The organism is Enterobacter sp. BIGb0383, from assembly GCF_003751845.1.
Classification (GTDB): domain Bacteria; phylum Pseudomonadota; class Gammaproteobacteria; order Enterobacterales; family Enterobacteriaceae; genus BIGb0383.
The window spans coordinates 180,916-206,768 of sequence record NZ_RJKQ01000004.1 but is presented as its reverse complement, the minus strand read 5'-3'; the positions used below and the strand labels follow the sequence as shown (position 1 = coordinate 206,768).

24 protein-coding genes are annotated in these 25,853 nt (G+C 58.3%); 11 read left to right on the top strand and 13 right to left on the bottom strand.

Going from position 1 to position 25,853, the window contains the following annotated elements; all coding sequences use genetic code 11:
• Window positions 1-346: 346 nt before the first annotated feature.
• Together EDF81_RS18985 and EDF81_RS18980 are read left to right on the top strand one after the other, a co-directional pair.
• Complete coding sequence (locus tag EDF81_RS18985; protein ID WP_123349726.1) at window positions 347-1,477, top strand: collagen-like triple helix repeat-containing protein; 1,131 nt, start codon at window positions 347-349, stop codon at window positions 1,475-1,477.
• An 86-nt stretch (window positions 1,478-1,563) separates the two neighbouring features.
• Complete coding sequence (locus EDF81_RS18980) at window positions 1,564-3,282, top strand: ShlB/FhaC/HecB family hemolysin secretion/activation protein (protein ID WP_123349725.1); 1,719 nt, start codon at window positions 1,564-1,566, stop codon at window positions 3,280-3,282.
• Here the strand turns inward: EDF81_RS18980 and EDF81_RS18975 are convergent, their stop codons facing one another.
• The 5 genes from EDF81_RS18975 to EDF81_RS18955 all read right to left on the bottom strand — a co-directional run bounded on the left by EDF81_RS18975 (window position 3,283) and on the right by EDF81_RS18955 (window position 9,509).
• The gene (locus tag EDF81_RS18975) at window positions 3,283-3,762 is read right to left on the bottom strand and encodes a 4Fe-4S dicluster domain-containing protein (protein WP_123349724.1); all 480 of its coding nucleotides are present in this window, start codon (window positions 3,760-3,762) and stop codon (window positions 3,283-3,285) included. It lies immediately after the preceding gene.
• A gap of 158 nt (window positions 3,763-3,920) precedes the next feature.
• Window positions 3,921-5,459: an aldehyde dehydrogenase family protein gene (locus EDF81_RS18970; protein WP_123349723.1), complete on the bottom strand. Its 1,539-nt coding sequence runs from the start codon at window positions 5,457-5,459 to the stop codon at window positions 3,921-3,923.
• A gap of 93 nt (window positions 5,460-5,552) precedes the next feature.
• Complete coding sequence (gene selB / locus EDF81_RS18965; RefSeq protein ID WP_123349722.1) at window positions 5,553-7,421, bottom strand: selenocysteine-specific translation elongation factor; 1,869 nt, start codon at window positions 7,419-7,421, stop codon at window positions 5,553-5,555.
• Window positions 7,418-8,806, bottom strand: coding sequence for an L-seryl-tRNA(Sec) selenium transferase (gene selA, locus EDF81_RS18960; protein ID WP_123349721.1), 1,389 nt, complete (start codon window positions 8,804-8,806; stop codon window positions 7,418-7,420). Before selA ends, selB begins: the two co-directional genes overlap by 4 nt.
• A gap of 94 nt (window positions 8,807-8,900) precedes the next feature.
• On the bottom strand, window positions 8,901-9,509 hold the full coding sequence (locus EDF81_RS18955; RefSeq protein WP_123349720.1) for a glutathione S-transferase: 609 nt from the start codon (window positions 9,507-9,509) through the stop codon (window positions 8,901-8,903).
• Window positions 9,510-10,020: 511 nt separating this feature from the next.
• Between EDF81_RS18955 and EDF81_RS18950 the strand changes: the two genes are divergently transcribed.
• The 4 genes from EDF81_RS18950 (at window position 10,021) to EDF81_RS18935 (ending at window position 14,198) form a co-directional block, all read left to right on the top strand.
• Complete coding sequence (locus EDF81_RS18950) at window positions 10,021-11,937, top strand: PTS mannitol transporter subunit IICBA (RefSeq protein WP_123349719.1); 1,917 nt, start codon at window positions 10,021-10,023, stop codon at window positions 11,935-11,937.
• A gap of 90 nt (window positions 11,938-12,027) precedes the next feature.
• Complete coding sequence (mtlD, locus tag EDF81_RS18945) at window positions 12,028-13,191, top strand: mannitol-1-phosphate 5-dehydrogenase (RefSeq protein ID WP_123349939.1); 1,164 nt, start codon at window positions 12,028-12,030, stop codon at window positions 13,189-13,191.
• Complete coding sequence (gene mtlR, locus EDF81_RS18940; RefSeq protein ID WP_123349718.1) at window positions 13,191-13,778, top strand: mannitol operon repressor MtlR; 588 nt, start codon at window positions 13,191-13,193, stop codon at window positions 13,776-13,778. The genes mtlD and mtlR overlap by 1 nt, the downstream gene beginning before the upstream one ends.
• Window positions 13,779-13,835: 57 nt before the next feature.
• A complete protein-coding gene (locus EDF81_RS18935; protein WP_123349717.1) occupies window positions 13,836-14,198 on the top strand; it encodes a YibL family ribosome-associated protein in 363 nt (120 codons plus the stop codon).
• Between the two features lie 27 nt (window positions 14,199-14,225).
• On the opposite strand, the gene EDF81_RS18930 is transcribed toward EDF81_RS18935, so the two are convergent.
• The 3 genes from EDF81_RS18930 to modA are packed head-to-tail and all read right to left on the bottom strand — an operon-like array spanning window position 14,226 to window position 16,373.
• A complete protein-coding gene (locus tag EDF81_RS18930; RefSeq protein ID WP_123349716.1) occupies window positions 14,226-14,840 on the bottom strand; it encodes an ATP-binding cassette domain-containing protein in 615 nt (204 codons plus the stop codon).
• On the bottom strand, window positions 14,824-15,609 hold the full coding sequence (locus EDF81_RS18925; RefSeq protein ID WP_123349715.1) for an ABC transporter permease: 786 nt from the start codon (window positions 15,607-15,609) through the stop codon (window positions 14,824-14,826). Before EDF81_RS18925 ends, EDF81_RS18930 begins: the two co-directional genes overlap by 17 nt.
• Window positions 15,610-15,617: 8 nt before the next feature.
• Window positions 15,618-16,373, bottom strand: coding sequence for a molybdate ABC transporter substrate-binding protein (modA, locus tag EDF81_RS18920; protein ID WP_123349714.1), 756 nt, complete (start codon window positions 16,371-16,373; stop codon window positions 15,618-15,620).
• Between the two features lie 359 nt (window positions 16,374-16,732).
• On the opposite strand from modA, the gene lldP reads away from it, so the two are divergent.
• The 4 genes from lldP to trmL are packed head-to-tail and all read left to right on the top strand — an operon-like array spanning window position 16,733 to window position 20,839.
• Window positions 16,733-18,382 (top strand): L-lactate permease, encoded by a 1,650-nt coding sequence (gene lldP / locus EDF81_RS18915; protein WP_123349713.1) that lies wholly within the window; start codon window positions 16,733-16,735, stop codon window positions 18,380-18,382.
• Complete coding sequence (gene lldR / locus EDF81_RS18910; protein ID WP_123349712.1) at window positions 18,379-19,152, top strand: transcriptional regulator LldR; 774 nt, start codon at window positions 18,379-18,381, stop codon at window positions 19,150-19,152. Before lldP ends, lldR begins: the two co-directional genes overlap by 4 nt.
• Window positions 19,149-20,324 (top strand): FMN-dependent L-lactate dehydrogenase LldD, encoded by a 1,176-nt coding sequence (gene lldD / locus EDF81_RS18905; protein ID WP_123349711.1) that lies wholly within the window; start codon window positions 19,149-19,151, stop codon window positions 20,322-20,324. Before lldR ends, lldD begins: the two co-directional genes overlap by 4 nt.
• A gap of 41 nt (window positions 20,325-20,365) precedes the next feature.
• The gene (gene trmL, locus EDF81_RS18900) at window positions 20,366-20,839 is read left to right on the top strand and encodes a tRNA (uridine(34)/cytosine(34)/5-carboxymethylaminomethyluridine(34)-2'-O)-methyltransferase TrmL (RefSeq protein ID WP_123349710.1); all 474 of its coding nucleotides are present in this window, start codon (window positions 20,366-20,368) and stop codon (window positions 20,837-20,839) included.
• On the opposite strand, the gene cysE is transcribed toward trmL, so the two are convergent.
• The 5 genes from cysE to EDF81_RS18875 all read right to left on the bottom strand — a co-directional run bounded on the left by cysE (window position 20,836) and on the right by EDF81_RS18875 (window position 24,056).
• Complete coding sequence (cysE, locus tag EDF81_RS18895) at window positions 20,836-21,657, bottom strand: serine O-acetyltransferase (protein ID WP_123349709.1); 822 nt, start codon at window positions 21,655-21,657, stop codon at window positions 20,836-20,838. The two genes, trmL and cysE, sit on opposite strands and share 4 nt — an antisense overlap.
• 68 nt (window positions 21,658-21,725) lie before the next feature.
• Window positions 21,726-22,745 carry an NAD(P)H-dependent glycerol-3-phosphate dehydrogenase gene (gene gpsA / locus EDF81_RS18890; RefSeq protein WP_123349708.1) on the bottom strand — a complete coding sequence of 340 codons (1,020 nt, stop codon included), beginning with the start codon at window positions 22,743-22,745 and terminating at the stop codon, window positions 21,726-21,728.
• Window positions 22,745-23,212, bottom strand: a complete 468-nt coding sequence (secB, locus tag EDF81_RS18885) for a protein-export chaperone SecB (protein WP_123349707.1) — start codon at window positions 23,210-23,212, stop codon at window positions 22,745-22,747. The genes gpsA and secB overlap by 1 nt, the downstream gene beginning before the upstream one ends.
• Window positions 23,213-23,294: 82 nt before the next feature.
• A complete protein-coding gene (gene grxC, locus EDF81_RS18880) occupies window positions 23,295-23,546 on the bottom strand; it encodes a glutaredoxin 3 (protein ID WP_123349706.1) in 252 nt (83 codons plus the stop codon).
• Between the two features lie 78 nt (window positions 23,547-23,624).
• A complete protein-coding gene (locus EDF81_RS18875) occupies window positions 23,625-24,056 on the bottom strand; it encodes a rhodanese-like domain-containing protein (protein ID WP_123349705.1) in 432 nt (143 codons plus the stop codon).
• A gap of 247 nt (window positions 24,057-24,303) precedes the next feature.
• On the opposite strand from EDF81_RS18875, the gene gpmM reads away from it, so the two are divergent.
• Window positions 24,304-25,851, top strand: coding sequence for a 2,3-bisphosphoglycerate-independent phosphoglycerate mutase (gpmM, locus tag EDF81_RS18870; protein ID WP_123349704.1), 1,548 nt, complete (start codon window positions 24,304-24,306; stop codon window positions 25,849-25,851).
• Window positions 25,852-25,853: the final 2 nt, after the last annotated feature.

Here is a 25,853-nt window from a genome sequence, read left to right as displayed (position 1 = left end):
ACCTTTCTATTTTTAACATCTCAACAGCCTCCTGTTTTATTTATGTTATTTCCCTCGGGAAATAAAAATCGCCACTCTTAAATATTAGGATAAGTCTTATTTTAAAGAGTGGGTTAACTGAAACTTAATTTAAATATATGATTGTTAAGCGTGGCTAACATCTATTTATTTTTTCAACTCATTGATCTTTATAATATATAAAATTGATTTGCGTTAAGTCTATTTTCTGGTTTGATTATTCAGCCAAACCACAATAACCCAAGGGAAATAATAAAAGCGCAATTCTAAAATTCCTGCTTACACTAATTAGTACGCCGTCCGGCGTTTAATTCAGTGGAGTATTGTTATGACTTCTAATAACGTTAGCCACTTTAGCGTCATCGCGGTGGCAGTGCTTCTCGCCTTCTCCCTCTCAGCCTGTAGCGGCAGCGGTGGGGGCTCAGGCTCAGCATCCAGAACAGCTTCAACTATCGGCGGCGGCAATGGTGGTACTGACGGTGGCGGCAATGGCGGTACCGACGGCGGCGGCAACGGCGGTATTGACGGCGGCGGCAACGGCGGTACTAACGGCGGCGGCAACGGTGGTAGTAACGGCGGCGGAAACGGCGGTACTGACGGCGGCGGTAGCGGCACAACCGCCAACAACTCCGTCAGCACTATCGTCGGTGAAACCGGCGAAACCGTATCCAGCGTCGGCGATGTCCTTGACGGACTGGGCAGCCAAATCGGCACCAGCAACCCGATTACCTCAACGGTTTCCACCACCGTCAGCGGCGTGGGCGATGTGGTCGATACCCTGGGTAGCGGCGTCACCAACGGGATCGGTAATACCAGCAACCCCAACGGCGTAGGGACCACTCTTGAGGGCGTCACCGGCTCGGTAACCTCACTCGGTAATACGGTTTCCGACGTAGGCACCAGCCTGGCTTCAACCGGCAGCAACTCGCAGCTCGGCGGCGTAACCGGCCTGGTCGGGAACGTGGTCAATACCGCAGGCGACGTGGTCAGCGGCACCGGAACCGGACTCACCGGCGTGGTCCAGAGTGATGCCGTTAGCGGCCTGACCACCAACGTCACCACCGCCCTGAACTCAACGGTCGGTACGGTACAGAACGTCACTCAGGGTGTCGGCACCGCGACCGGGCTGGGCGCACCGGTGAACAATCTGGTCACTCAGGTCGGGACTGCCGTTAGCGGCGTCGGCAGCAATATCAGCAGCTCAAACTCGGGCCTGAGCGGCGTTGGCGGCGTGGTTGAGAATCTTGGCAACACGGTGACTGCCGTAGGTGGCCTGGTACAACCGGCGACCACTTCCAGCAGTTCAGGAAATGCCAGCTCCGGCGGCCTGCTCTCTATCACCAGCACTCTGACGGCCAGCAGCGCAACCGCCAGTGCGACCGTCGAGACACCGACAGCAAATAATCCTGTATCGGGCTTAACCGGCTCGCTGAAATCCCTGCTTTCGCCTAATAATTAATCATCACTTCTTTTCTTTATGTGCCCCCGCCCGGGGGCACTTTAAACACAGCAACTTTCGTGTAGTAACAGATAAGGGATTACGCGATGAAACGACCACTTTTCTGGCTAATGGCAGGCAGTGCGGTTTTCAGCATTGCCCGCGCAGATATTCTCCCCGCGCTTATCGATCAAAATAACCCGGCACAGCCCGCCCGTGGCGTCACGCCTCCCACCGCAGATACTGCCGCACAGCCACAGGTTAAAGTGACCCGGCCGGAGATCCAGCTAACGCCGGAAACCCCGATTGCGGTGAAACATATTCAGTTTATTGGTGGCACGGTTTACCCGCTAAAAGAGCTGCTGCAGCCGTTTCGCCCCTACGCACAAAAAACCGTCCCGCTCAAAACGATTATTGGCCTGGTCAATGAGATCACCGCCCGTTATCAGGCCGATGGCTATCCGCTCTCCTACGCCTGGCTGCCGGATGATAATTTTCAGGACGGCAATATTCGCATTGTGCTGGTGGAAGGCTATGTGGCACACAGCGATATTCAGAGTGACAACAGCGCGACCGCCGCCCGCCTGAAACGGTTAACGCAAAACATCATGGCCGAGAAACCGCTGCGTCAGGAAACCTTTGAGCGCAATAGCCTGCTCATGGCCCGAACGCCGGGCAGCAAAGTCGAAGCCAACGCCCTGCTGCCGAAAAATATTTACGGCGCGGGTGTGATGAAGGTGAAGGCCACCCAGCCCCATATCTGGGATGTCTCCTCCACGCTCGACGTGCGTAAAGGCCAGAACCTGGCGCTGGTCAACGGTACGCTGAGCAACCTGACCAGCTACGGCGACCAGCTTGGGATCGCCACCCTGATCCCGCTGGATAACGACACCCGCAAGACCTATTTCGGCCTGAACTATCAGCAGTATCTCAACGATGACGGCCTGACGATGCAGCTAAAAGGCAGCTTTCTGAATGACGATCAGAAAGACTTTACCCCGCTGATTTACGGCGCGAACAACAGCCTGATCGACTACCGTAAAAAAGCGACCCAGTACACCGGCGGCGTCAGCTTCGGCTACCCGCTTATCCTGATGCAGAAAAAACAGCTCAGCGTCAGTGGCGGCCTGGATTACACCGACAAACGGGATGATTTCACCTTTCGTGAACGCCTGAATGGCCAGACGATCGGTACCGGCGAGCAGCACCAGCATATCCGCTATCCGGCGCTGGAATTCAGCGTTAACGGCCTGCGCGCCTTCGATAAGGCCAGCATCAGTTCCCGCCTGACCGTTCGTCAGGGGCTGGATGCCCTGGGAGCAGACGTCGCCCCGTCAGCCGGGACCGACATCAATTTCACCCAGTGGAAAGGTAACGTCGACGCCAGTTGGCTGATTGGGGAGAAATGGCGGCTGGGCAGCTCCCTGGACGGCATGTGGTCAGATAACGACCTGCCGGAACCGGAGCGCGTCAGCTACGGCGCTCAGCGCTATGGCCGCGGCTACTCGGATGGTGAGGCCACGGGAGATTATGGGTACGGAGGACAGGTCGAACTGCGCTATCTGCATATGCGCAAAGAGAGTACCTGGCTTTCTACCGTTCAGCCTTACGTGCTGGCGGACACGGCGCAAACCTGGTTTAACCGGCCGGGGCTTCGTCACCAGCGCCTCGCCTCGGTTGCTGCGGGGGTGACCATTGGCGACACGCGTCACTATAGTCTGAGCGTAGAGGCCGCCCGTCCGGTCGGGGATAAACCCATCGACAGCGCCGGTCGCGACTGGCGCTATAGCCTGACCGTCTCCTGGAACTTTAACAATCTGCGCTAATCAGGCGCTGATGCGGGTGGCGCGAAGGCGTGCCGCCCGCAGACGAACGGGATCGACACACTCTATGGCCTGGGTCGGGCAGGCTTCAACGCAGGCCGGGCCAGCCTCGCGCTGCCAGCACAGATCGCATTTTACCGCCTGGACACGCTCCTGCTGAACGACCACCTGCATCGCCCCAAACGGGCAGGCCAGCATACAGCTTTTGCAGCCGATACAGCGGGACTGCTCAACGAAGATATGCCCCTGTTCACGGCGGATCGCGCCGACCGGGCAGGCATTGCCGCAGGGGGCATCTTCGCACTGGTGGCAGGCAACGGGCACCGAAAAGTGGCTGTCTTTCACCACCCGTATGCGCGGCGTAAATTCAGCAGCAGAGAGAGAAGTGCAGCTCTGATGTTCCTGATGGGATACCACGCAGGCCACTTCGCAGGTGCGGCAGCCAATGCACTTTTGCGCATCCGCGACGATAAACCGGTTCATACCCTCTCCCTTGAGTGTTAAAAACGTCAGACTGCCAGAAAAACCACGGTGGGTACTTTGATCGGACGCGGGAAAACGGCCAGTTTTGTCAGATGCATAAGGCTATCTGGTCGTCTGTCGGGGTAATACGGGCCGCCTCCCTGCGGCCCGCGCCGGGATCAGAACAGTCCCAGCGGCTTATCGGAGTAGCTGACCAGCAGGCATTTGGTCTGCTGATAGTGCTCCAGCATCATTTTGTGGGTCTCGCGGCCGATCCCCGACTGTTTATAGCCGCCAAAGGCCGCATGGGCCGGATAGGCGTGATAGCAGTTGGTCCAGACGCGCCCGGCCTGGATCCCGCGGCCCATTTTATAGGCCAGGCTGCCGTTGCGGCTCCAGACGCCCGCGCCAAGCCCGTAGGGGGTATCATTGGCCAGCTCCAGCGCCTCGTCCATGGTTTTAAAGGTAGTGACCGCCAGCACCGGGCCGAAGATCTCCTCCTGGAACACGCGCATGGAGTTCTTGCCGAACAGAATGGTAGGCTCCAGGTAGTAGCCCTCTTTCAGATCGCCGTCCAGCACCTTACGCCGCCCGCCGGTCAGCACATCGGCCCCCTCTTTTTTACCGATATCGATATAGTTGAGGATGGTTTCCAGCTGGCCGTGAGAGACCTGCGCGCCCATCTGGGTGGCGGCATCGAGCGGGTTGCCGCTGCGAATGCTCTCCACCCGGCGGATAGCCCGTTCCATAAAGCGCTCGTAGATAGACTCCTGCACCAGCGCCCGACTAGGACAGGTACAGACCTCGCCCTGATTGAACGCAAAGAGGGCAAAACCTTCCAGAGCCTTATCAAAGAAGGCGTCCTCTTCATCCATCACGTCGGCAAAGAAGATATTCGGCGATTTGCCCCCCAGCTCCAGGGTCACCGGAATAATATTTTGCGTGGCGTACTGCATAATCTGCTGGCCCACTTCGGTAGAACCGGTAAAGGCCACCTTGGCGATACGTTTTGAGGTCGCCAGATATTCGCCAATCTCGCCGCCCGCACCGTTCACCACGTTCAGCACGCCGGGCGGGAGTAGATCGCCCACCACTTCCATCAGCAGCAGGACCGAGAGCGGCGTCAGCCTGGCGGGCTTGAGGACGATACAGTTACCGGCCGCCAGCGCCGGCGCCATTTTCCAGCTGGCCATCAGCAGCGGGAAGTTCCACGGAATAATCTGCCCGACGACACCAAGCGGCTCGTGGAAATGATAAGCCACGGTATCGTTGTCTACCTCGCTGATCCCCCCCTCCTGGGCGCGGATACAGGAGGCAAAATAGCGGAAATGATCAATCGCCAGCGGCACGTCGGCGGCGCTGGTTTCGCGGATAGGTTTGCCATTGTCCCAGGTCTCTGCCGCCGCCAGCAGCTCAAGGTTCTGCTCCATACGGTCGGCGATTTTCAGCAGCACCGCCGCCCGATCCTGGACCGAGGTCTGCGCCCAGGCGGTTTTGGCCGCGTGCGCCGCATCCAGCGCCAGATCGATATCCTTCTTACCGGACGAGGCCACTTCACATAGCGGCTGTCCGGTGATCGGGGTCAGGTTCTGGTAATACTCGCCCTCGACGGGAGGGACCCATTCACCACCGATAAAGTTGTCGTAGCGGGGTTTAAGTTTCAGGGGGTAGCCGTATTCGCCAGGCATTATGCGATTTGAGGGAGGATTGTTGGTCATCGACTTCTCCTTGTTGAGTGAACTCACACAAGGCTAAGAATAGCCGTGACTGGCGAAATAATCGCCAGTGCATATTCCGCTTTACGACAGGTATCACATCAGGGTGTCGGATACCGTGTCCTGTGCAGGAAATAGCATCGTATCGCGCAGGACATGATCGTTGCCGCGACGTCGGGTAAAGCCAATACGATCAAAATATTCGAGGATCTGCACCGCCAGCTTGCGTCCGACGTTCAGCCTGTCGCGAAAATCCGCCGCGCTGGTCGAGCCCTGCTGGCTGTCCAGCTCGCGGATCAGCCCGGCAAACTCAACAATCCGGGCGTGACGATAGTAGCGATCCTTGACGATCGCCGTAATCATCCCCATCCGGGCAACCTGCAGTAACGCGCCGCGCAGTACTTGTTCGTCGCTGCCGGTTTCCCGCGCTAAATCGCGCACCCACCAGGCTTCGTCATCCAGCAACGGCATCACGCGCTGCCAGACAGCAAGCTGTTCCTCGCTGAGCCCGGGTTTATGGTCGGGCATATGCAGCCAGCCGTGATGGCTGTGAATAACACCGCTGGCACGCATCTGCTCAATCAGCGTCAGGACCAGGGTGGGCTCTTCCGTCGGCAGGACAATACGGCGCAGGCGTTCACGTCCCGGCCCGGGCTCATCCTGATGCTGGCGGTGATATTCTGTCAGCGCCTCCAGCAACCTCCGCTGCCAGCCTGCCGCCAGCGGCGCACCCAGCAGGTAGCCACCGGCCTGGAGCAGGCCAGGCTGTTCAACCAGCGCGGCCAGCCCCACGGGGCTTAGCTGCCGCGCCCAGCCAAATTCAGCCAGCGACACCGCATCCCGCTCCAGCTGGACGGCCAACGCCTGCGCATCACTCCGGGCGGCGGCACGGCCAGCCAGCCAGCCCAGATAGTCCGGCTTACGTTTGCCTCGACGGGGAGAATTGAGCATCACCACCCGCGCCCCGGCCAGGGTCTGGCGGGCGGAGATATCCCGCAGCACCAGCCTGTCGTTATCCGCCAGATACAGAGGCGTATCCAGCACCAGCTCCGCCAGATTGTTCTCCAGCAGCGAGACGCGACCGGTAATATGGCGGGCGGCGTGATGAATATGCAGCGGCTGCCACTGGGTGAGCGGCGTCAGCGTTTGTAGTTCGATAATGGCACGTTCAACGGGTACGGGCGGTTCACTCGCCAGCAGCCAGTCCCCACGCGTCACCTGCTGTTTCTCTGCGTCACCGGCGATATTCAGGGCGATACGCTGCCCGGCATACGCCCGTTCCACCGGCTGATTCTGCGCATGCAGACCCCTCACCCGCATCGGCCTGTCGGCGCCGGTCAGCCACAGCGAATCGCCAATGCTCACCTCGCCCGACAGCGCGGTGCCGGTAACCACCAGCCCGGCACCCTTAACGGTAAAGGCCCGGTCAATCGCCAGGCGAAAGCGCTGATGCTGAGGATGTGGACGTTCCGCCAGAGCCAGCAGGTGCTGACGCAGTGAGTCGATGCCGCGCAGCGCTGTCGCGGCGGTAACAAACAGCCCCGACGCGGCAAAACCCAGCGCCTGCAGTTCAGCCTCGACCTGAATGCGCACCTGCTCCACGCGCGCCTCATCCACCCGGTCGGCTTTGGTCAGGGCCACGGTCAGGGTCGGCCTGCCGGTCAGAGCCAGAATCGCGAGGTGTTCGCGGGTCTGGGCCATCACGCCGTCGTCGCAGGCCACCACCAGCAGGGCATGATCGATCCCGCCGACCCCGGCCAGCATATTAGCGAGGAATTTTTCATGCCCCGGTACGTCAATAAACCCCGGCACGCGGCCGTCGGGCTGGGGCCAGTAGGCGTACCCCAGGTCGATGGTCATCCCGCGCTGTTTCTCTTCCGGCAGCCGGTCGGCATTGACGCCGGTAATCGCTTCCAGCAGGGTGGTTTTGCCGTGGTCGACGTGACCGGCGGTGGCAATAATCATCGTAGTAGCATCTCCAGCAGGCGCGTTTCGTCTTCCAGACAGCGCAGATCAAGCCACAGGCGGCCATCATAAATTCGGCCAATTACCGGTACGGGCAGCGTCCGCCAGCGAGCGGCGAGCGCCTCAAGGCGACTGCCGCGTCCGTCGCGCGGCGCAAAGGTCAGCGCCGCGCCTGGCAGACTCTCGACCGGCAGCGAGCCGCTGCCTATCTGGGACCGACAGGCTTCTACCTGAATATCAAAATCAGCGTAGTGGGCCAGGAGCTGCGGCAGGAGTCGTTCCGCCTGCCGACGAATATCCTCGGCCTGGCGGGTCAGCAGACGCAGGGTCGGCAAACGCTGCGCCAGGGTTTCCGGATGGAGATAGAGGCGCAGGGTCGCTTCCAGCGCCGCCAGGATAATTTTGTCTGCGCGCAGGGCACGCTTAAGCGGGTGCTGCTGGAGTCGTTCAATCAGCGCTTTTTTGCCGACGATAATCCCCGCCTGCGGCCCGCCGAGCAGCTTATCGCCGGAGAAGCTCACCAGGCTGACACCGGCGGCAATCAGCGCCTGGGGCATCGGCTCTTTCGGCAATCCGTACTGGCTGAGGTCCACCAGCGAACCGCTGCCCAGATCCACCGCGACGGGCACATTATGCTCCGCCCCGATGGCCGCCAGCTCCGCTTCATCCACCGCTTTGGTGAAGCCCTGGATGCTGTAGTTGCTGGTGTGTACTTTCATCAGCAGGCCGGTATTGTCATTGATAGCCTGGCGATAATCTTTGGCGTGGGTCCGGTTGGTGGTCCCGACCTCATGCAGAATACAGCCTGCCTGACGCATCACGTCGGGGATGCGAAACGCCCCGCCGATCTCGACCAGCTCACCACGGGACACCACCACCTCACGGCCTGGCGCAACCGTTGCCAGCATCAGCAGCACGGCGGCGGCATTGTTATTGACGATGCAGGCGTCTTCCGCCCCGGTCAGGCGGCACAGTAAATCCGCTAGCGCCCGGTCGCGATGACCGCGTCCCGCCCCGTCGAGATCGTATTCAAGGGTCACCGGCATCCGCATCGCTTCCGCCACCGCCTCAACCGCGGTTTCCGCCTGCAGAGCGCGGCCCAGATTGGTATGCAGTACGGTGCCGGTCAGGTTAAAGACCGGACGCAGCGCCCTCTGCTCCAGCTTTTCCAGACGCTCTCGCGTGGCCTGCGCCCAGTTATCGCACCAGCCGGGAAGCTGCTGGCGTTCGCGGATCGCCGTGCGGGCTTCATCCTGCAGCAGATGCAGCGTATCGACCACCCGCTGGTGGCCCCAGCCCTCAAGCAGAGGGGTAAAGGTACTTTCACGTAATAAACGGTCGGTGCCCGGAAGCTGCGTGTAGAGTGAATGCGTATCGGCTGTCATGCGATAACCTGGCTGTGGATTGCCCCTCCCATCAGGGGAATCATCAATGATGAGAGGAGTTTACCCTTTTTATTCCCGTGGACACAAAGCGGTATCAGGCTTTTGGCGGCTCGGTGCGGGCAAAGCTTTCACGCTGGAACAGGTTCTCTACCAGCGCGACCAGATTTGGCCGATCGACGCACCAGCCCGGCGCGACGCGGCGGAAATTGAGATAGCCAATGGCGCAGGCAACGGCGACGGTGGCCAGGTTCAGATCGCTGACTTTTAAGGTCCCTTCGGCGACCAGCACCTCAAAGGCATCCAGGCCACGATTGATTTTTTCCCGCTGACGCAACAGCTCCGTTTCTGACTGCTGCTGTGGCGGGCGCGCCTGCTCGCGGACCGAAACCAGCGCCGCATCCATAATACCGTCGGCCAGAGCTTCCAGCTGGCGAAGCTTCAGCGCCGCTTTGGCATCCTGCGGCAGCATCGCCGGAGCGATATCCAGCAGTTCAATATAGTCGGCAATAATGGGCGAATTGAACCAGCACTCGCCCTCACCGGTGACCAGCGCGGGGACTTTGCCTAACGGGTTGTACTGCGCCACCCCGTTATCTTCGCTGTAGGGCTGGTCATTAACAAACTCGAAGGTAATGCCCTTTTCCAGCAGGATCACGGAAATCTTACGCACGAAAGGGCTGGTGTAGCTGCCGATTAACTTCATTGCCTGCTCCTGATGGCCGCAAAAGGATCAGTATGGCGTAAGCGCGAATAAACTGTTTCATCAATATGAAAAAATTCCCTGTCAGGCTGACCCGGAAGCCTGCGTTATATGTAAGGGAGTTACAGCCCATTTTTTCGCCAATGCCACAGTTTGTGGCCGATCACAGTAAGAAAAGTCCTGGCGAAAATAAATTGTGATCAACATCACAAACATAAGACAAAGGCGGGAGTGCAAAATGTGAATAACATCACATTAACAGTCGTTCTACGGGGGATTTTTGCGCATTGTTCTTTTTTTACGCTTGTCATTTGTGATCGCGATCACTCTATTACGTGGTCTACCCCCTATATTAATGTGACTTAGATCACACTAAATGACGTTCTCTGGACAGGTGGGCAATTCGGTGCCAGATTTCGCATCATCAAACAGGGTCCGGCTACCTCTGCCGACAGATTCACAACAAACCTCGGGCATTAAGCCTGCGCGATAGCAAACATAAGAAGGGGTTTTTATGTCATCCGATATCAAGATCAAAGTGCAAAGCTTTGGTCGTTTCCTCAGCAATATGGTGATGCCAAATATCGGCGCGTTTATCGCGTGGGGGATTATCACCGCTTTATTTATTCCGACGGGATGGTTGCCTAACGAGACGCTGGCCAAACTGGTTGGCCCGATGATCACCTATCTGCTGCCGTTGCTGATCGGTTATACCGGTGGTCGCCTGATTGGCGGCGAGCGCGGCGGCGTGGTGGGTGCGATTACCACCATGGGCGTTATCGTCGGCGCAGATATGCCGATGTTCCTCGGTGCAATGATTGCCGGCCCGCTGGGCGGCTACTGCATCAAGAAATTCGATGCGGCCGTAGACGGTAAGATCAAGTCCGGTTTCGAAATGCTGGTGAATAACTTCTCCGCCGGCATTATCGGTATGATCCTCGCCCTGCTGGCGTTCCTCGGCATTGGCCCGGCGGTTGAGGTGCTGTCTAAAGTCCTCGCGGCTGGCGTTAACTTCATGGTTGTCCATGACATGCTGCCGCTGGCGTCTATCTTTGTTGAACCGGCGAAAATCCTGTTCCTCAATAACGCCATCAACCACGGTATCTTCTCGCCGCTGGGGATTCAGCAGTCTCACGATCTCGGCAAGTCTATCTTCTTCCTGATCGAAGCTAACCCGGGTCCAGGTATGGGTATCCTGCTGGCCTATATGTTCTTTGGCCGTGGCAGCGCGAAACAGTCTGCTGGTGGTGCTGCAATCATCCACTTCCTGGGCGGTATTCACGAAATTTACTTCCCGTACGTGCTGATGAACCCGCGTCTGATTATTGCCGTTATCCTCGGCGGTATGACCGGCGTGTTCACCCTGAGCGTGCTGGGCGGTGGCCTGGTGTCTCCGGCGTCTCCGGGCTCCATCCTGGCGGTGCTGGCGATGACCCCGAAAGGCGCCTACTTCGCTAACATCATTGCCATTATTGCGGCAATGGCCGTCTCCTTCGTGATTGCTGCCGTACTGCTGAAAACCAGCAAGGTGAAAGAAGAAGACGATATCGAAGCCGCTAACCGTCGCATGCAGGACATGAAAGCCCAGTCCAAAGGCGGCACCGCGCCGACCGCGGGCGACGCCACCAACGACCTGAGCCACGTGCGTAAAATCATCGTTGCCTGCGATGCCGGTATGGGTTCCAGCGCCATGGGCGCGGGCGTACTGCGTAAGAAAGTGCAGGACGCGGGCCTGAGCCATATCTCCGTCACCAACAGCGCCATTAACAGCCTGCCGGCCGACGTAGACCTGGTCATTACCCACCGTGACCTGACCGAGCGTGCGATGCGTCAGGTTCCGCAGGCACAGCATATCTCGCTGACTAACTTCCTCGACAGCGGTCTGTATACCGGCCTGACTGAACGTCTGGTTGCGGCCCAGCGCCACACGGACAACGAAGAGAAAGTGCGTACCAGCCTGCAGGATAGCTTTGACGCAGACGATAGCCGCCTGTTCAAACTGGGCGCGGATAACATCTTCCTTGGCCGTACCGCGGCTAACAAAGAAGAGGCGATTCGCTTTGCCGGTGAGCAACTGGTGAAAGGTGGCTACGTTGAGCCAGAATACGTCGACGCGATGCTGGAACGTGAGAAGCTGACCCCGACCTACCTGGGCGAGTCCATCGCAGTTCCGCACGGCACCGTGGAAGCAAAAGACCGCGTGCTGAAGACCGGCGTGGTGTTCTGCCAGTACCCGGAAGGCGTTCGCTTCGGTGAAGAAGAAGATGATATCGCCCGTCTGGTTATCGGTATCGCCGCCCGCAATAACGAACACATTCAGGTGATTACCAGCCTGACCAACGCGCTGGATGACGATTCCGTCATTGCGCGCCTGGCGACCACCAAAAATGTGGAAGATGTGCTCGCGCTGCTGTCCGGTAAGAAAGCATAATCTGCCTTCCCTCTCCCCCTGCGGGGAGAGGGCTTGGGTGAGGGGAATTAACGTGGTTCCTCACCCCAGCCCTCTCGGGTGAAAACATTAATTAAGGTTAATACTATGAAAGCATTACATTTTGGCGCAGGTAATATCGGACGTGGCTTTATCGGTAAACTGCTTGCCGACGCGGGGATTACCCTGACGTTCGCCGATGTGAACCAGGTCGTGCTCGATGCCCTGAATGCCCGTCATAGCTATCAGGTGCACGTGGTCGGTGAAAACGAGCAGGTCGATACCGTCTCCGGCGTTAACGCCGTCAGCAGCGTTGGCGATGAAGTCGTTGAGCTGATTGCTCAGGTTGACCTTGTCACCACCGCCGTCGGCCCGGTCGTTCTGGAGCGTATCGCTCCGGCCATTGCTAAAGGGCTGGCCAAGCGTAAAGCCCAGGGTATTGAGACCCCGCTGAATATTATCGCTTGTGAAAATATGGTGCGCGGCACCACCCAGCTGAAAGGCCACGTTCTGGCCGCGCTGGCTGAGGAAGACAAAGCCTGGGTCGAAGCCCACGTCGGCTTCGTCGATTCCGCCGTTGACCGTATCGTCCCGCCTTCTGCGTCCGCCACCAACGACCCGCTGGAAGTGACCGTGGAAACCTTTAGCGAGTGGATTGTCGATAAAACCCAGTTTAAAGGCACGCTGCCTGCTATTCCGGGCATGGAGCTGACCGACAACCTGATGGCCTTTGTTGAGCGCAAGCTCTTCACCCTGAACACCGGACATGCTATAACCGCGTACCTCGGAAAACTGGTCGGCCATCAGACCATTCGCGACGCTATCCTGGATGAAAAAATCCGTGCGGTCGTGAAAGGCGCAATGGAAGAGAGCGGCGCGGTTCTGATTAAGCGATACGGCTTCGATGCCGATAAGCACGCTGCCTATATCCAGAAGATCCTCGGTCGCTTCGAAAACCCGTATCTGAAAGATGATGTTGAGCGCGTGGGCCGTCAGCCGCTGCGTAAACTGAGCGCCGGTGACCGTCTGATTAAACCGCTGCTCGGCACCCTGGAATACGGCCTCCCGCGTGCGAACCTGGTCGAGGGCATTGCCGCCGCGATGCACTATCGCAGCGAGGAAGATCCGCAGGCCCAGGAACTGGCGACGCTTATCGCAGACAAAGGTCCGCAGGCCGCGCTGGCCCAGGTTTCTGGCCTGGATACCAACAGCGATGCCGTGATCGAGGCGGTCAACGCGTACAGCGCGAAGGCATGATGCTAACTCAGGCGCGGGAGCTCCCGCGCCCGTTAATAAGATTGTCAGATATGCAGGCAATAATGGAAGAAACGCAAGCCTTTGAAAACCGTGTGCTTGAGCGTCTGAATGCTGGCAAAACCGTACGAAGTTTCCTGATCGCCGCCGTGGAGCTACTGACCGAGGCGGTGAATATTCTGGTCCTTCGGGTGTTCCGCAAAGACGACTACGCGGTGAAATACGCCGTGGAGCCTCTGCTTGACGGCAGCGGGCCGCTGGGCGACCTTTCGGTGCGCCTGAAGCTGATCTACGGCCTCGGCGTGATCAGCAGGCCGGAGTACGAAGACGCCGAGCTTCTGATGGCCCTACGCGAAGAGCTGAACGACGACGGCAGCGAATACGCCTTTACCGATGATGAAATTCTCGGCCCCTTCGGTGAGCTGCACTGCGTCAGCGCCCTGCCGCCCATGCCGCTGTTCGATACCAGCGATGCCGATCTGTACGTGATGCAAAAACAGCGTTACCTGCAGGCCGTGCGCTCAACGATGGTCCTTTCCCTGACGGAGCTGATTTCCCGAATCAGCTTAAAAAAGGCGTTTCAGAAGTAAGCCTGCGCACAATCGTGTATCCTTTGCGGTAATTCCCCGAATTCAGAGTTATTTGTCATGAAAGAAATCGAAAAGAACGAAATTAAGCGCCTGAGCGACCGTCTGGATCTGATCCGCCACCAGCAGGCCTCCCTGCCGCTGGTCGAAGGCGCAGAGAAGTACGCCGAAATGGAAAAAGAGAAAGAGACTCTGGAAGCCGAGATCGCCCGTCTGCAGGGCGTTCGTAGCCAGAAGCTGAGCCAAGAAGCGCAAAAACTGATGGCCATGCCGTTCCGCCGGGCAATCACTAAAAAAGAGCAGGCCGATATGGGCAAGCTGAAAAAAAGCGCCCGTGGTCTGGTGGTGGTACACCCGATGACCGCCCTGGGCCGCGAAATGGATCTGAAAGAGATGACCGGCTTCGCGAAGACCGAGTTTTAAGGTTCCAGCCAGCCCTCAGTGCGAGGGCTAAAGCACCAGCCGTCCTTCACTGAGCGTCAATTGATTCTGCGCCAGCGCCTCTATCTCTCGCGGCTCATGTGAGACCAGCAGTAACGTCACGGAAAGATGAGCCTGAATCTCCTGAATCACCTTCCACAGCCGCAGCCTCACCGGCCAGTCAAGGCTGGAAAAAGGCTCATCAAGCAAAAGTATCCCCGGCTCGCCGATCAGCGCCCTGGCGAGCGCCGCACGCTGCTGCTCGCCGCCGGAGATCTGCCCCGGATAGCGTTTCGCTAAATGCCCAATTTCCATCAATGCTAACAGCGCCGCTCTTTTTTCTCTGTCCTGCGGCTTACCGGCCGCGTACTGCGCAAGGCGCAGATTATTGTCGATGGACAGATAAGGGAACAAGTAGAGGCGCTGGTTGAGATAGCGGCAGGGACGATGCCAGACAGGCTGCGTGTCCATGCATTTCCCGCCAATGGTAATCGAGCCTGTGTAAGCGATATTGCCGACAATGGCATTCAGCAGGGTGGTTTTTCCACTCCCGGACGGGCCGCTGACGGCGGTACAGGTCCCGTATTCCACCGAGAAGTCGATCTCCTGCAGAATACCGCAGGAAAGATTATTCACGCTGAGCATGGACGGTATCCTTCTGCTGCAGCAGGTGCAGCGCAATTAACAGCAGCATTGAAAACAGAATCAGCAGCAGGGCACAGCCCACCGCAAGGGGAAAGTCGCCGCTGGCAATATTCAGGAAGACGGCAACCGGCAGGGTTTCCGTTTTCAGCCGGGTGGCACCGGCCAGCATCAGCGTGGCGCCGAATTCGCCGAGCGCGCGCGACATCGCCAGCACGCAGCCGCTCAACAGCGATCGCCAGACCAGAGGTATTTCCACCAGACAGAACGTTTTCAGCGGCGTGAGTCCCAGATTATACGCCGTGTGCACATAGGCCGGAGAGATAGAGGCGAAGGCCGCCAGCGCGCTGCGGGTAAGTATTGAGCTGGCCACGTAAGTCTGGGCAATCACGATCCCAAAGGGCGAGAACAGCCATCGGGCAAGCCCCGGAACCCACTGCCCAACGGCCCCTTCCCGACCCAGCAGGAGCAGCAGGCCAATGCCGACCACCAGAGGTGGCATCACCATAGGTAAATCCAGCAGGATGTTGATCGCCCGCTTGCCCGGCACCGGAAGGCGGGTCATGGCCCAGGCGGCGGGCAGGCTGATCATGCAGGCCAGCAGCAGAGATATCATTGCGGTGGTCACGGACAGCACCAGCGCAAACTGAATCTCCTCATCGGCCAGCAGGCCAATAAACTGACCAACGCTAAGCTGGGTGACCAGTGAGAACAGCGACCCGACAATTAAAAAAAGCAGTATCGCCAGAGGAAGTAGCGCCAGCCTGGCCATGCCTGCGGTTAGCCTTTTTTAACGGGCAGATAGCCCAGTCCGGTAAACGCCGCTATCCCCTGCGGCGAAGCAAACCAGGTGGCCAGCTGCCCGGCGATCTCAGGATGGGCACTGGTTTTAAGTACCGCGACCGTGGCGACTTCTTCCGGCGTACCCTCAGGCGAAGGCAGCAGGTTTAGCGTATCCTGGTGCTTCACCGCGTCGGATCGGCCAATGACCGCCGCATCCACATCGCCATTCTGTAAGTAAATCATCAGCTGTTTGATTGTCGTCGCCTGAACAACGACCTTCTCTTTCAGGGCCTTCTCATAGCCGCTGGCGACAAGCAGTTTATCGCCGCTTTTACCCAGCGCGATCGCTTTAGGGTCGCCCATCCCGATCCTGAGATCGCTTTTTGCCAGCTCGGCCAGAGTATGAATCTGTCCACCGGTCGCCTTTCTCACCACCATGACCGGCGTATGGAGCACCAGAGGATAAGCGGCAATCACCTGCCCCTCCTGCTGCAGTTTTTCAACGTAGTCCGCAGAGCCCGGAAGGAAGAGATCCCCGGTTTTGGTCAGATTAAATCGCGTCAGTATCTGCCCGGAACCACCGTACTCAATCACGACGTTGTGTCCGGTTTTTTGTTCAAACTGTTTGACCACCGCCTCAACCGGCTGGCGCAGGCCGGCTCCGGCATAAAGGTGAAGCTCAGCGGCACTTGCGGTACCAGCGGTTAACAGCAGGGTGAGAAGCGTAAGGGTTTTGGTTATCAGACGAGGCATGGGTTTTCTCATTATTATTGAAGGGATTGCCAGCTGGCATCGATATGTATTCTTTTATATAGCGATAGTCAATTTAACATGCACCTGAAATGAAACAACGCCAGCCTGGTAAAAATCACTGTGGCATAACGCTCCCACTGAAATTGGCCCAACCAATTCTCCCTTATACTGGTTCATGGTTCACAGTTCCCCAATATCGCGTCACATCTGCATTGCCTAAAAATAACATCTGATTAACCATTCATTGTCATTACCCCTACACTACAATATTGGCAGGACCACTTTTACAGAATATGTGACGCCAGATGAGCGCAGACTCACCGCCGGACATATCAGATTGTGGTTCACAGGAGACCTGCATGAGCCTCTGGCAACAAAACTATGACCCGGCCGGGAATCTCTGGCTGTCCAGTCTGATCGCATCGCTACCGATCCTGTTTTTCTTTTTCGCCCTGATTAAGCTGAAGCTGAAAGGCTACGTGGCCGCCAGCTGGACCGTGGCAATCGCCCTGGCCGTGGCGCTGCTGTTCTACGATATGCCGGTGAATAACGCCCTGGCATCGGTGGTGTACGGCTTCTTCTACGGCCTGTGGCCTATCGCGTGGATTATTATCGCCGCGGTATTCGTCTACAAAATCTCGGTGAAGACCGGCCAGTTCGACATTATCCGCTCGTCGATCCTCTCCATTACGCCGGACCAGCGCCTGCAGATGATCATCGTAGGCTTCTGCTTCGGGGCGTTCCTCGAAGGCGCGGCAGGCTTTGGCGCACCGGTTGCCATTACCGCCGCTCTGCTGGTCGGGCTGGGCTTTAAGCCGCTTTATGCCGCCGGTCTGTGCCTGATTGTGAATACCGCGCCGGTGGCTTTCGGCGCAATGGGGATCCCGATTCTGGTCGCCGGTCAGGTTACCGGGCTGGACAGTTTTGAAATCGGCCAGATGGTCGGCCGTCAACTGCCGTTCCTGACCGTGATCGTGCTGTTCTGGATTATGGCGATTATGGACGGCTGGCGCGGCGTGAAAGAGACCTGGCCTGCGGTGATGGTGGCCGGTGGCTCCTTCGCCATTGCCCAGTTCCTCAGCTCCAACTTTATCGGCCCTGAGCTGCCGGACATTATCTCCTCTCTGGTCTCGCTGGTCTGTCTGACGCTGTTCCTCAGACGCTGGCAGCCGGTGCGTATTTTCCGCTTTGATACCGCAGGGCAGGAAGAAGCAACCACGGAACGCACTCGCTATAGCGCCGGGCAGATCCTGCGCGCCTGGTCACCCTTCCTGTTCCTGACCGCCACTGTGACTATCTGGAGCGTGCCGCCGTTTAAAGCCCTGTTTGCGCCGGGCGGCGCTTTGTACGATTGGGTCGTCACGGTTTCCGTGCCGCATCTCGATAAGCTGGTCGAGCGTATGCCGCCGGTGGTCAGCGCCGCGACGCCGTATGCGGCGGTGTATAAGTTCGACTGGTTCTCCGCCACCGGCACCGCGATCCTGTTTGCTGCCCTGCTCTCTATCGCCTGGCTGCGCATGAAGCCGAAAGATGCCATTCACACCTTTGGCAGCACCCTGAAAGAGCTGGCCCTGCCGATTTACTCCATCGGGATGGTGCTGGCCTTTGCGTTTATCTCCAACTACTCCGGGCTGTCATCGACCCTGGCTCTGGCCCTGTCCCATACCGGCAGCGCCTTCCCCTTCTTCTCGCCGTTCCTCGGCTGGCTGGGGGTGTTCCTGACCGGGTCGGATACGTCATCGAATGCGCTGTTTGCCGCGCTTCAGGCGACTGCCGCCCAGCAGATCGGCGTCTCCGACGTGCTGATGGTGGCGGCCAACACGACCGGCGGCGTGACCGGCAAGATGATTTCGCCTCAGTCCATCGCCATTGCCTGCGCGGCGGTTGGCCTGGTGGGGAAAGAGTCGGACCTGTTCCGCTTTACCGTCAAACACAGCCTGATCTTCACCTGTATGGTGGGTGTGATCACCACCCTGCAGGCCTATGTCCTGACCTGGATGATCCCATGATAGTGATGCCCAGACGCCTGGTGGACGAGGTCGCTGACCGGGTCCGGGCGCTGATTGAAGAACAAAACCTGGAGGCGGGGATGAAGCTCCCCGCCGAGCGCCAGCTCGCGACCCGACTGGGCGTTTCACGCAACTCTCTGCGCGAAGCGTTGGCGAAACTGGTCAGCGAAGGCGTCCTGCTGAGCCGCCGCGGCGGCGGTACCTTCGTGCGCTGGCAGCATGAAGCCTGGTCTGAACAAAATATCGTCCAGCCGCTGAAAACGCTGCTGGCTGACGATCCGGACTACAGCTTTGACATTCTGGAAGCCCGCCACGCCATCGAGGCCAGCACCGCCTGGCACGCGGCGCTGCGCGGGACGGCGGCGGATAAAGAGAAGATTCGCCTCTGCTTCGAGGCCACCCTGAGCGATGACCCGGATCTGGCCTCGCAGGCGGATGTCCGCTTCCATCTGGCAATAGCGGAGGCCTCGCACAACGTGGTGCTGCTGCAGACCATGCGCGGCTTCTTCGACCTGCTGCAATCCTCGGTTAAGCAGAGCCGCCAGCGGATGTACCTGGTGCCGCCGGTCTTCGCCGGGCTGACCGAGCAGCATCGGGCGGTGCTGGACGCGATTCTGGCCGGTGATGCCGAAGGCGCACGCAAAGCGATGATGGGACACCTGCGCTTTGTTCACGCCACCATTAAACAATTCGATGAAGATCAGGCCCGTCTGGCGCGTATTACCCGCCTGCCGGGTGAAAATGAACAACCCTGGGAGAACGAAGGATGATCATTTCTGCAGCCAGCGATTATCGGGCCGCGGCCCAACGCATTCTGCCGCCGTTTCTGTTTCACTATATCGACGGCGGTGCCTATGCCGAATATACCCTGCGCCGTAACGTCGAGGATCTGTCCCAGGTCGCGCTGCGCCAGCGCGTCCTGAAGAACATGTCCGATCTCAGTCTGGAAACCACCCTGTTTAACGAGACGCTGTCGATGCCGGTGGCTCTGGCGCCGGTCGGCCTGTGCGGAATGTACGCCCGCCGCGGTGAGGTACAGGCCGCCGCCGCCGCTGACGCAAAAGGGATTCCGTTTACGCTGTCGACGGTTTCCGTCTGCCCGATTGAAGAAGTGGCCCCGACCATCAAGCGCCCGATGTGGTTCCAGCTGTACGTCCTGCGCGATCGCGGCTTTATGCGTAACGCCCTTGAGCGCGCTAAAGCGGCGGGCTGCTCCACGCTGGTGTTTACCGTCGATATGCCCACCCCCGGCGCCCGCTACCGTGACGCCCATTCCGGTATGAGCGGTGCAAACGCGGCGATGCGCCGCTACTGGCAGGCGGTGACCCATCCGCAGTGGGCCTGGGACGTCGGCCTTAACGGCCGCCCGCACGATCTGGGCAATATCTCCACCTATCTCGGGAAGCCTACCGGGCTGGAAGATTACATCGGCTGGCTGGCGAATAACTTCGATCCCTCCATCTCCTGGAAAGACCTGGAGTGGATCCGCGAATTCTGGGACGGTCCGATGGTGATCAAGGGGATCCTCGATGCCGAAGACGCCCGCGACGCCGTTCGCTTCGGCGCTGACGGGATTGTGGTCTCCAACCACGGTGGCCGCCAGCTGGACGGCGTGCTCTCCTCGGCCCGCGCCCTGCCCGCTATCGCCGACGCGGTAAAAGGGGATATCGCGATCCTCGCCGACAGCGGTATCCGTAACGGTCTGGACGTGGTGCGTATGATTGCGCTTGGCGCTGACAGCGTCCTGCTGGGCCGCGCGTATCTCTATGCGCTGGCCACCCACGGGCAGCAGGGCGTGGCAAATCTGCTGAATCTGATCGAAAAAGAGATGAAGGTCGCCATGACCCTGACCGGGGCAAGATCGATTAGCGAAATCAGCAAGGATTCGCTGGTACAGGAGAAGGCGCAGCTGACGGCGGCGCTGGCTCCGCTGACACCGTAAGCGTTATGCGCTATCCTGCCCCCGCTATTTAAGGGGGCAGTATGCTTAACATCGTTTTATTCGAACCGGAAATCCCACCCAATACCGGGAATATCATCCGCCTGTGCGCCAACACGGGCTTTCGTCTGCATATTATCGAACCGATGGGCTTTGCCTGGGACGATAAGCGCCTGCGTCGTGCCGGACTGGATTACCACGAGTTTACCGCCGTGACCCGCCATAAGGACTACGCCGCCTTCGAGGCCGCAGAGCAGCCGCAGCGCCTGTTTGCCCTGACCACCAAAGGTACGCCCGCCCACAGCGCGGTAAGCTATCAGGACGGCGACTATCTGATGTTTGGCCCGGAAACGCGCGGTCTGCCGGGCACCATCCTCGATGCCCTGCCCGCGACGCAAAAAATTCGTATTCCGATGATGCCGGACAGCCGCAGCATGAATCTGTCTAACGCGGTGTCGGTGGTGGTGTATGAAGCCTGGCGCCAGCTGGGATATGCGGGCGCCGTACTGCGGGATTAAATACCGTCTCCATTTTCGAAGCCGTGGTTTATCCCATTGAAATATTGATCCATATCCATCGCCGGCTTGTCGCTTTCCGGCTTGCCGACGATACGTGCCGGTACGCCTGCGGCGGTGGTATGCGGCGGAACGGGCTGTAGCACCACGGAACCGGCACCAATTTTGGCCCCGCGTCCGACTTCGATATTGCCGAGGATCTTCGCTCCGGCGCCAATCATCACGCCTTCACGGATTTTCGGGTGACGGTCGCCGCTGGTTTTACCGGTACCGCCGAGGGTGACCGACTGCAGGATAGAGACGTCGTCTTCAATGACCGCCGTTTCCCCCACCACAATTCCGGTTGCATGGTCGAAGAGGATCCCCCGGCCAATTTTTGCCGCCGGATGGATATCGACCTGGAAGGTAACCGACACCTGATTTTGCAGGAAAATCGCCAGCGCACGACGGCCCTGATGCCACAGCCAGTGGCCGATACGGTAGGACTGCAGGGCGTGGAAACCTTTCAGATAGAGCAGCGGGGTGGAGTATTTATCCACCGCCGGGTCGCGAGTACGCACCGCCTGAATATCACAGGCGGCGGAGGCGATCATTTCCGGGTCGGCAGCGTAGGCCTCTTCAACCACTTCGCGGATGGCGATAGCGGGCATAATGGGTGATGCCAGCTTGTTAGCCAGCATATAGCTCAGCGCACTGCCGAGGTTTTCGTGCTTGAGCAGCGTCGCGTGATAAAAACTGGCCAGCATTGGCTCGCAGTCGGCCAGCGCACGGGCCTCCGCTTTAATATGGTTCCAGACGGTATCCAGTTCTTCACACGGCATTGCTTGCTCCAGACGATAAAAAGCGATCGGCCACTCTCTGATGGCCTGATCGTCAGTACAGAGGGGGATTAACGGCTGCTACGTTCATCCTTACGGGCGCGGCCTAACAGGGTCAATGCTGCCTCGCGCGCGTTTTTTCCGCAATACAATACCTGATAAATTTCCTCGGTAATGGGCATTTCGACACCAAAACGATGTGCCAGCTCGCGGACTTCTTTGGTATTGCGGTAACCTTCGACCACCTGGCCGATGCTCTGCTGTGCGCCATCGACATCCTTGCCCTGGCCAAGCATCATGCCGAAACGGCGGTTGCGCGACTGATTATCGGTACAGGTCAGCACCAGATCGCCAAGCCCCGCCATCCCCATAAAGGTGGCAGGATCGGCCCCCAGCGCCGCGCCAAGACGCGACATTTCGGTTAACCCACGGGTGATCAGCGCCGTACGGGCGTTCGCACCAAAGCCGATGCCGTCAGACATCCCCGCGCCAATTGCAATCACGTTCTTCACCGCGCCGCCAAGCTGGACGCCGATAAAGTCAGGGTTGCTGTAAACGCGGAAGCTTTTACCGCAGTGCAGCTTCTGCTGAAGATCTTCAGCGAAAGTCTCATCGGTCGCGGCCAGGGAGATGGCCGTCGGCAGACCCGCTGCCAGCTCTTTCGCAAAGGTCGGGCCGGAAATGACCGCCAGTGGGATCGACTCGCCCAGCGCATCGCGGGCGACATCCTGCAAGAGGCGTCCGGTTTCCGCTTCCAGCCCTTTGGTCGCCCAGACCACCCGCGCATCGCTGCGCATCAGCGGTTTAATCTGCGCCAGTACCTGACCAAAGACATGGCTCGGCACGACCACCAGAATATCGCGGCTGGCCGCCAGCGCGGTGGCTAAGTCGCTTTCCAGGTGGAGCGTGTCGGGGAAGAGAACATCGGGAAGGAAAGCCACGTTACAACGATCGCGCTGCAGCGTCGCGATATGCTGAGGGTCGTGGCCCCACAGAACCACCTCGTGACCATTGCGGGCCAGAGTGATAGCAAGAGCGGTGCCGTAAGAGCCGGCACCGATCACAGTCATTGAAGCATTACGTGCGTTCATCAGGCATCCTGATGTTGTTCAGCACCTTCGCCTGACTGCTGCTGCAGATAATTCATAAACAGCGCGTCAAAGTTAACCGGCGCCAGATTCAGCTGCGGGAAAGTCCCACGGGAAACCAGGCTGGTGATGCATTCGCGGGCATACGGGAACAGAATGTTCGGGCAGTATGCACCCAGGCAATGCGCCATCTGCGAACCGTCAATGCCTTCAACGGAGAAGATACCCGCCTGCTGCACTTCGCACAGGAATGCGGTTTCTTCGCCCAGGCTTGCGGTTACGGTAACACGCAGGACCACTTCATAAACGCTTTCAGCCAGCTGGCTGGACGCAGTATCCAGATCCAGTTTAACTTCCGGCTGCCAGTCTTTCTGGAACACGTGCGGCGCACTCGGCGCTTCGAAAGAAACATCCTTGGTATAAATACGTTGGATCTGGAACGCCATTTCTGTGTTGTTTTGTTCTGACATGTGTAGAAAACCCTTTAGTGTTGTCCTTAAACCCGCGTCGCCTGAAGACTGCGCTGGCGACGTGAATATGATTATCTATGCCTTAGCGCAGCAGGGGATCGAGTCCACCACGTGCATCCAGAGCATACAAGTCATCACAGCCACCAATGTGCTGTGCATCAATAAAAATCTGCGGCACCGTCGTACGACCGCTGCGCTGAATCATCTCTTCACGCTTCTGCGCATCGCCGTCGATCGGCAGCTCTTCAAAGGTCACGCCCTTGCTGCTCAGCAGCGCTTTTGCGCGATGGCAAAACGGGCAGGTCGCTTTGGTGTACATTTCAATATTGGCCATGACCGTTTCCTTTTTTACCCTATGGATTTCATGTTGCAAACCACCAATAATGATTTGCGCCTGAACGGCACGGGTAAATTACTTCCCGCGCACCAGCGGCAGGTTCTCGCCGCGCCAGCCAGCAATACCGTCTTTCAGCAGATAAACCTGCTCAAACCCGGCTTTAATCAGCAGGTTAGCAGATTCCTGTGACTGCATGCCGGAAGCATCAGCCACGATAACAGGTTTGCTTTTGTGCTTGTCCAGCTCGCCGAAGTTATTGGCTTTGATTTCGGTCGGCAGCACGTTCAGTGAGTCAACGATGTGCCCTTTGCGGAAGTCATCACGCTGACGCAGGTCAACCACGATGCCCTCTTCTTTGTTGATCAGACGCGTTGCTTCGCCGCGCGTAATCACTTTGACCTTCGAGGCTAAGCCCTTAAACGTGGTATAGAGCACGGCGGCAAAAATCACAACCCACGCGATACAGAGTATGGTGTTGCGGCCGATGAATTGCATAATTTCTTGCATGGGGGTAACGACTCCCGACTCAGTGATTAAAAAAACCAGGCAAGGAGTATACCTGTGCGCTGTAGCAAATACAGCCAGAGAGCGCGATGTAATGCATTTTCTGCGGACTGTTACGGAAAAAATGACGTAACGACAGTAATCAGCAGCATACACAGGCGCATTCTTTGATCTTCCGAGGCTATCTTAACGATTCAGCTGTAGTAAAATTACACAAAAATTTCATTCTTATAAGCATGAGGTTATTGCAATGCCGGCTTCAAAAAAACCAATGGTACTGGTGATTCTCGATGGCTACGGCTACCGCGAAGAGCAGCAGGATAACGCCATCTATAGCGCGAAAACCCCGGTGATGGACGCCCTGTGGGCCAAACGCCCGCATACCCTGATTGACGCTTCCGGCCTGGAAGTGGGCCTGCCGGATCGCCAGATGGGCAACTCCGAAGTGGGCCACGTTAACCTGGGTGCCGGCCGTATCGTCTATCAGGACCTGACCCGCCTCGACGTTGAAATTAAAGAACGCACTTTCTTCACTAATCCGGCGCTGACCGGTGCCGTCGACAAAGCGGCCGCGGCCGGTAAAGCGGTGCATATTATGGGCCTGCTCTCGGCAGGCGGCGTGCACAGCCATGAAGATCACATTATGGCGATGGCCGAACTGGCCGCAGAGCGCGGCGCAGAAAAAATCTATCTGCACGCCTTCCTCGACGGCCGCGATACGCCGCCGCGTAGCGCCGAGTCCTCCCTGAAAGCCTTCGAAGAGAAGTTTGCCGCGCTGGGCAAAGGCCGCGTGGCCACGATTATCGGTCGCTACTTTGCTATGGATCGCGATAACCGCTGGGATCGCGTTGAACTGGCCTATGATCTCATGACCCAGGCTAAGGGCGAGTTTGTGGCTGACTCCGCCGTTGCAGGCCTGCAGGCAGCCTACTCCCGTGATGAAAACGACGAATTCGTTAAGCCGACCGTGATCCGCGCAGCAGGCGATGCCGACGCGGCAATGGAAGACGGCGACGCGCTGATCTTTATGAACTTCCGCGCCGACCGTGCACGCCAGATTACCCGCGCCTTTGTTAATGCGGACTTCGACGGTTTTGCGCGTAAGAAAGTGGTGCAGTTCTCTGATTTCGTGATGCTGAGCCAGTACGCGGCCGACATCAACACGTCCTGCGCCTACCCACCGACCTCGCTGGAAAATACCCTTGGTGAGTGGATGGCAAAAAACGACAAGACCCAGCTGCGCATCTCTGAAACCGAGAAATACGCCCACGTCACCTTCTTTTTTAACGGCGGTGTGGAAGAGCCTTTCCCGGGCGAAGACCGTATTCTGATCAACTCCCCGAAAGTGGCAACCTACGATCTGCAGCCGGAAATGAGCTCTGCGGAGCTAACCGAAAAACTGGTCGGTGCCATCGAAAGCGGCAAGTACGACACCATTATCTGTAACTACCCTAATGGCGATATGGTCGGCCATACGGGCGTTTTCGACGCGGCGATTGCCGCAGTAGAAACTCTGGATAACTGCATTGCTCAGGTTGCCCGTGCGGTTGAAAACGTTGGCGGCCAGCTGCTGGTGACCGCTGACCACGGCAACGCCGAGCAGATGCGCGATCCGTCCACCGGCCAGGCGCACACCGCGCACACTAACCTGCCGGTGCCGCTGATCTACGTTGGTGCAAAATCGGTGAAAGCGGTTGAAGGCGGCAAGCTTTCCGATATCGCCCCGACCATGCTGACGCTGATGGGCATGGAAATCCCGCAACAGATGACTGGTAAGCCGCTGTTCATCGTGGAATAATC

Excerpts from the sequence above, each read along its gene's own strand:
- secB (WP_123349707.1), bottom strand. The coding sequence starts at position 23,212 with ATGTCAGAACAAAACAACACAGAAATGGCGTTCCAGATCCAACGTATT.
- grxC (WP_123349706.1), bottom strand. The coding sequence starts at position 23,546 with ATGGCCAATATTGAAATGTACACCAAAGCGACCTGCCCGTTTTGCCAT.
- selA (WP_123349721.1), bottom strand. The coding sequence starts at position 8,806 with ATGACAGCCGATACGCATTCACTCTACACGCAGCTTCCGGGCACCGAC.
- EDF81_RS18935 (WP_123349717.1), top strand. The coding sequence starts at position 13,836 with ATGAAAGAAATCGAAAAGAACGAAATTAAGCGCCTGAGCGACCGTCTG.
- selB (WP_123349722.1), bottom strand. The coding sequence starts at position 7,421 with ATGATTATTGCCACCGCCGGTCACGTCGACCACGGCAAAACCACCCTG.
- gpsA (WP_123349708.1), bottom strand. The coding sequence starts at position 22,745 with ATGAACGCACGTAATGCTTCAATGACTGTGATCGGTGCCGGCTCTTAC.
- gpmM (WP_123349704.1), top strand. The coding sequence starts at position 24,304 with ATGCCGGCTTCAAAAAAACCAATGGTACTGGTGATTCTCGATGGCTAC.
- EDF81_RS18980 (WP_123349725.1), top strand. The coding sequence starts at position 1,564 with ATGAAACGACCACTTTTCTGGCTAATGGCAGGCAGTGCGGTTTTCAGC.
- lldD (WP_123349711.1), top strand. The coding sequence starts at position 19,149 with ATGATCATTTCTGCAGCCAGCGATTATCGGGCCGCGGCCCAACGCATT.
- mtlR (WP_123349718.1), top strand. The coding sequence starts at position 13,191 with ATGCTAACTCAGGCGCGGGAGCTCCCGCGCCCGTTAATAAGATTGTCA.
- EDF81_RS18875 (WP_123349705.1), bottom strand. The coding sequence starts at position 24,056 with ATGCAAGAAATTATGCAATTCATCGGCCGCAACACCATACTCTGTATC.
- EDF81_RS18925 (WP_123349715.1), bottom strand. The coding sequence starts at position 15,609 with ATGGCCAGGCTGGCGCTACTTCCTCTGGCGATACTGCTTTTTTTAATT.
- EDF81_RS18950 (WP_123349719.1), top strand. The coding sequence starts at position 10,021 with ATGTCATCCGATATCAAGATCAAAGTGCAAAGCTTTGGTCGTTTCCTC.
- cysE (WP_123349709.1), bottom strand. The coding sequence starts at position 21,657 with ATGCCGTGTGAAGAACTGGATACCGTCTGGAACCATATTAAAGCGGAG.
- lldP (WP_123349713.1), top strand. The coding sequence starts at position 16,733 with ATGAGCCTCTGGCAACAAAACTATGACCCGGCCGGGAATCTCTGGCTG.
- modA (WP_123349714.1), bottom strand. The coding sequence starts at position 16,373 with ATGCCTCGTCTGATAACCAAAACCCTTACGCTTCTCACCCTGCTGTTA.
- EDF81_RS18975 (WP_123349724.1), bottom strand. The coding sequence starts at position 3,762 with ATGAACCGGTTTATCGTCGCGGATGCGCAAAAGTGCATTGGCTGCCGC.
- EDF81_RS18970 (WP_123349723.1), bottom strand. The coding sequence starts at position 5,459 with ATGACCAACAATCCTCCCTCAAATCGCATAATGCCTGGCGAATACGGC.
- EDF81_RS18930 (WP_123349716.1), bottom strand. The coding sequence starts at position 14,840 with ATGCTCAGCGTGAATAATCTTTCCTGCGGTATTCTGCAGGAGATCGAC.
- EDF81_RS18985 (WP_123349726.1), top strand. The coding sequence starts at position 347 with ATGACTTCTAATAACGTTAGCCACTTTAGCGTCATCGCGGTGGCAGTG.
- trmL (WP_123349710.1), top strand. The coding sequence starts at position 20,366 with ATGCTTAACATCGTTTTATTCGAACCGGAAATCCCACCCAATACCGGG.
- EDF81_RS18955 (WP_123349720.1), bottom strand. The coding sequence starts at position 9,509 with ATGAAGTTAATCGGCAGCTACACCAGCCCTTTCGTGCGTAAGATTTCC.
- lldR (WP_123349712.1), top strand. The coding sequence starts at position 18,379 with ATGATAGTGATGCCCAGACGCCTGGTGGACGAGGTCGCTGACCGGGTC.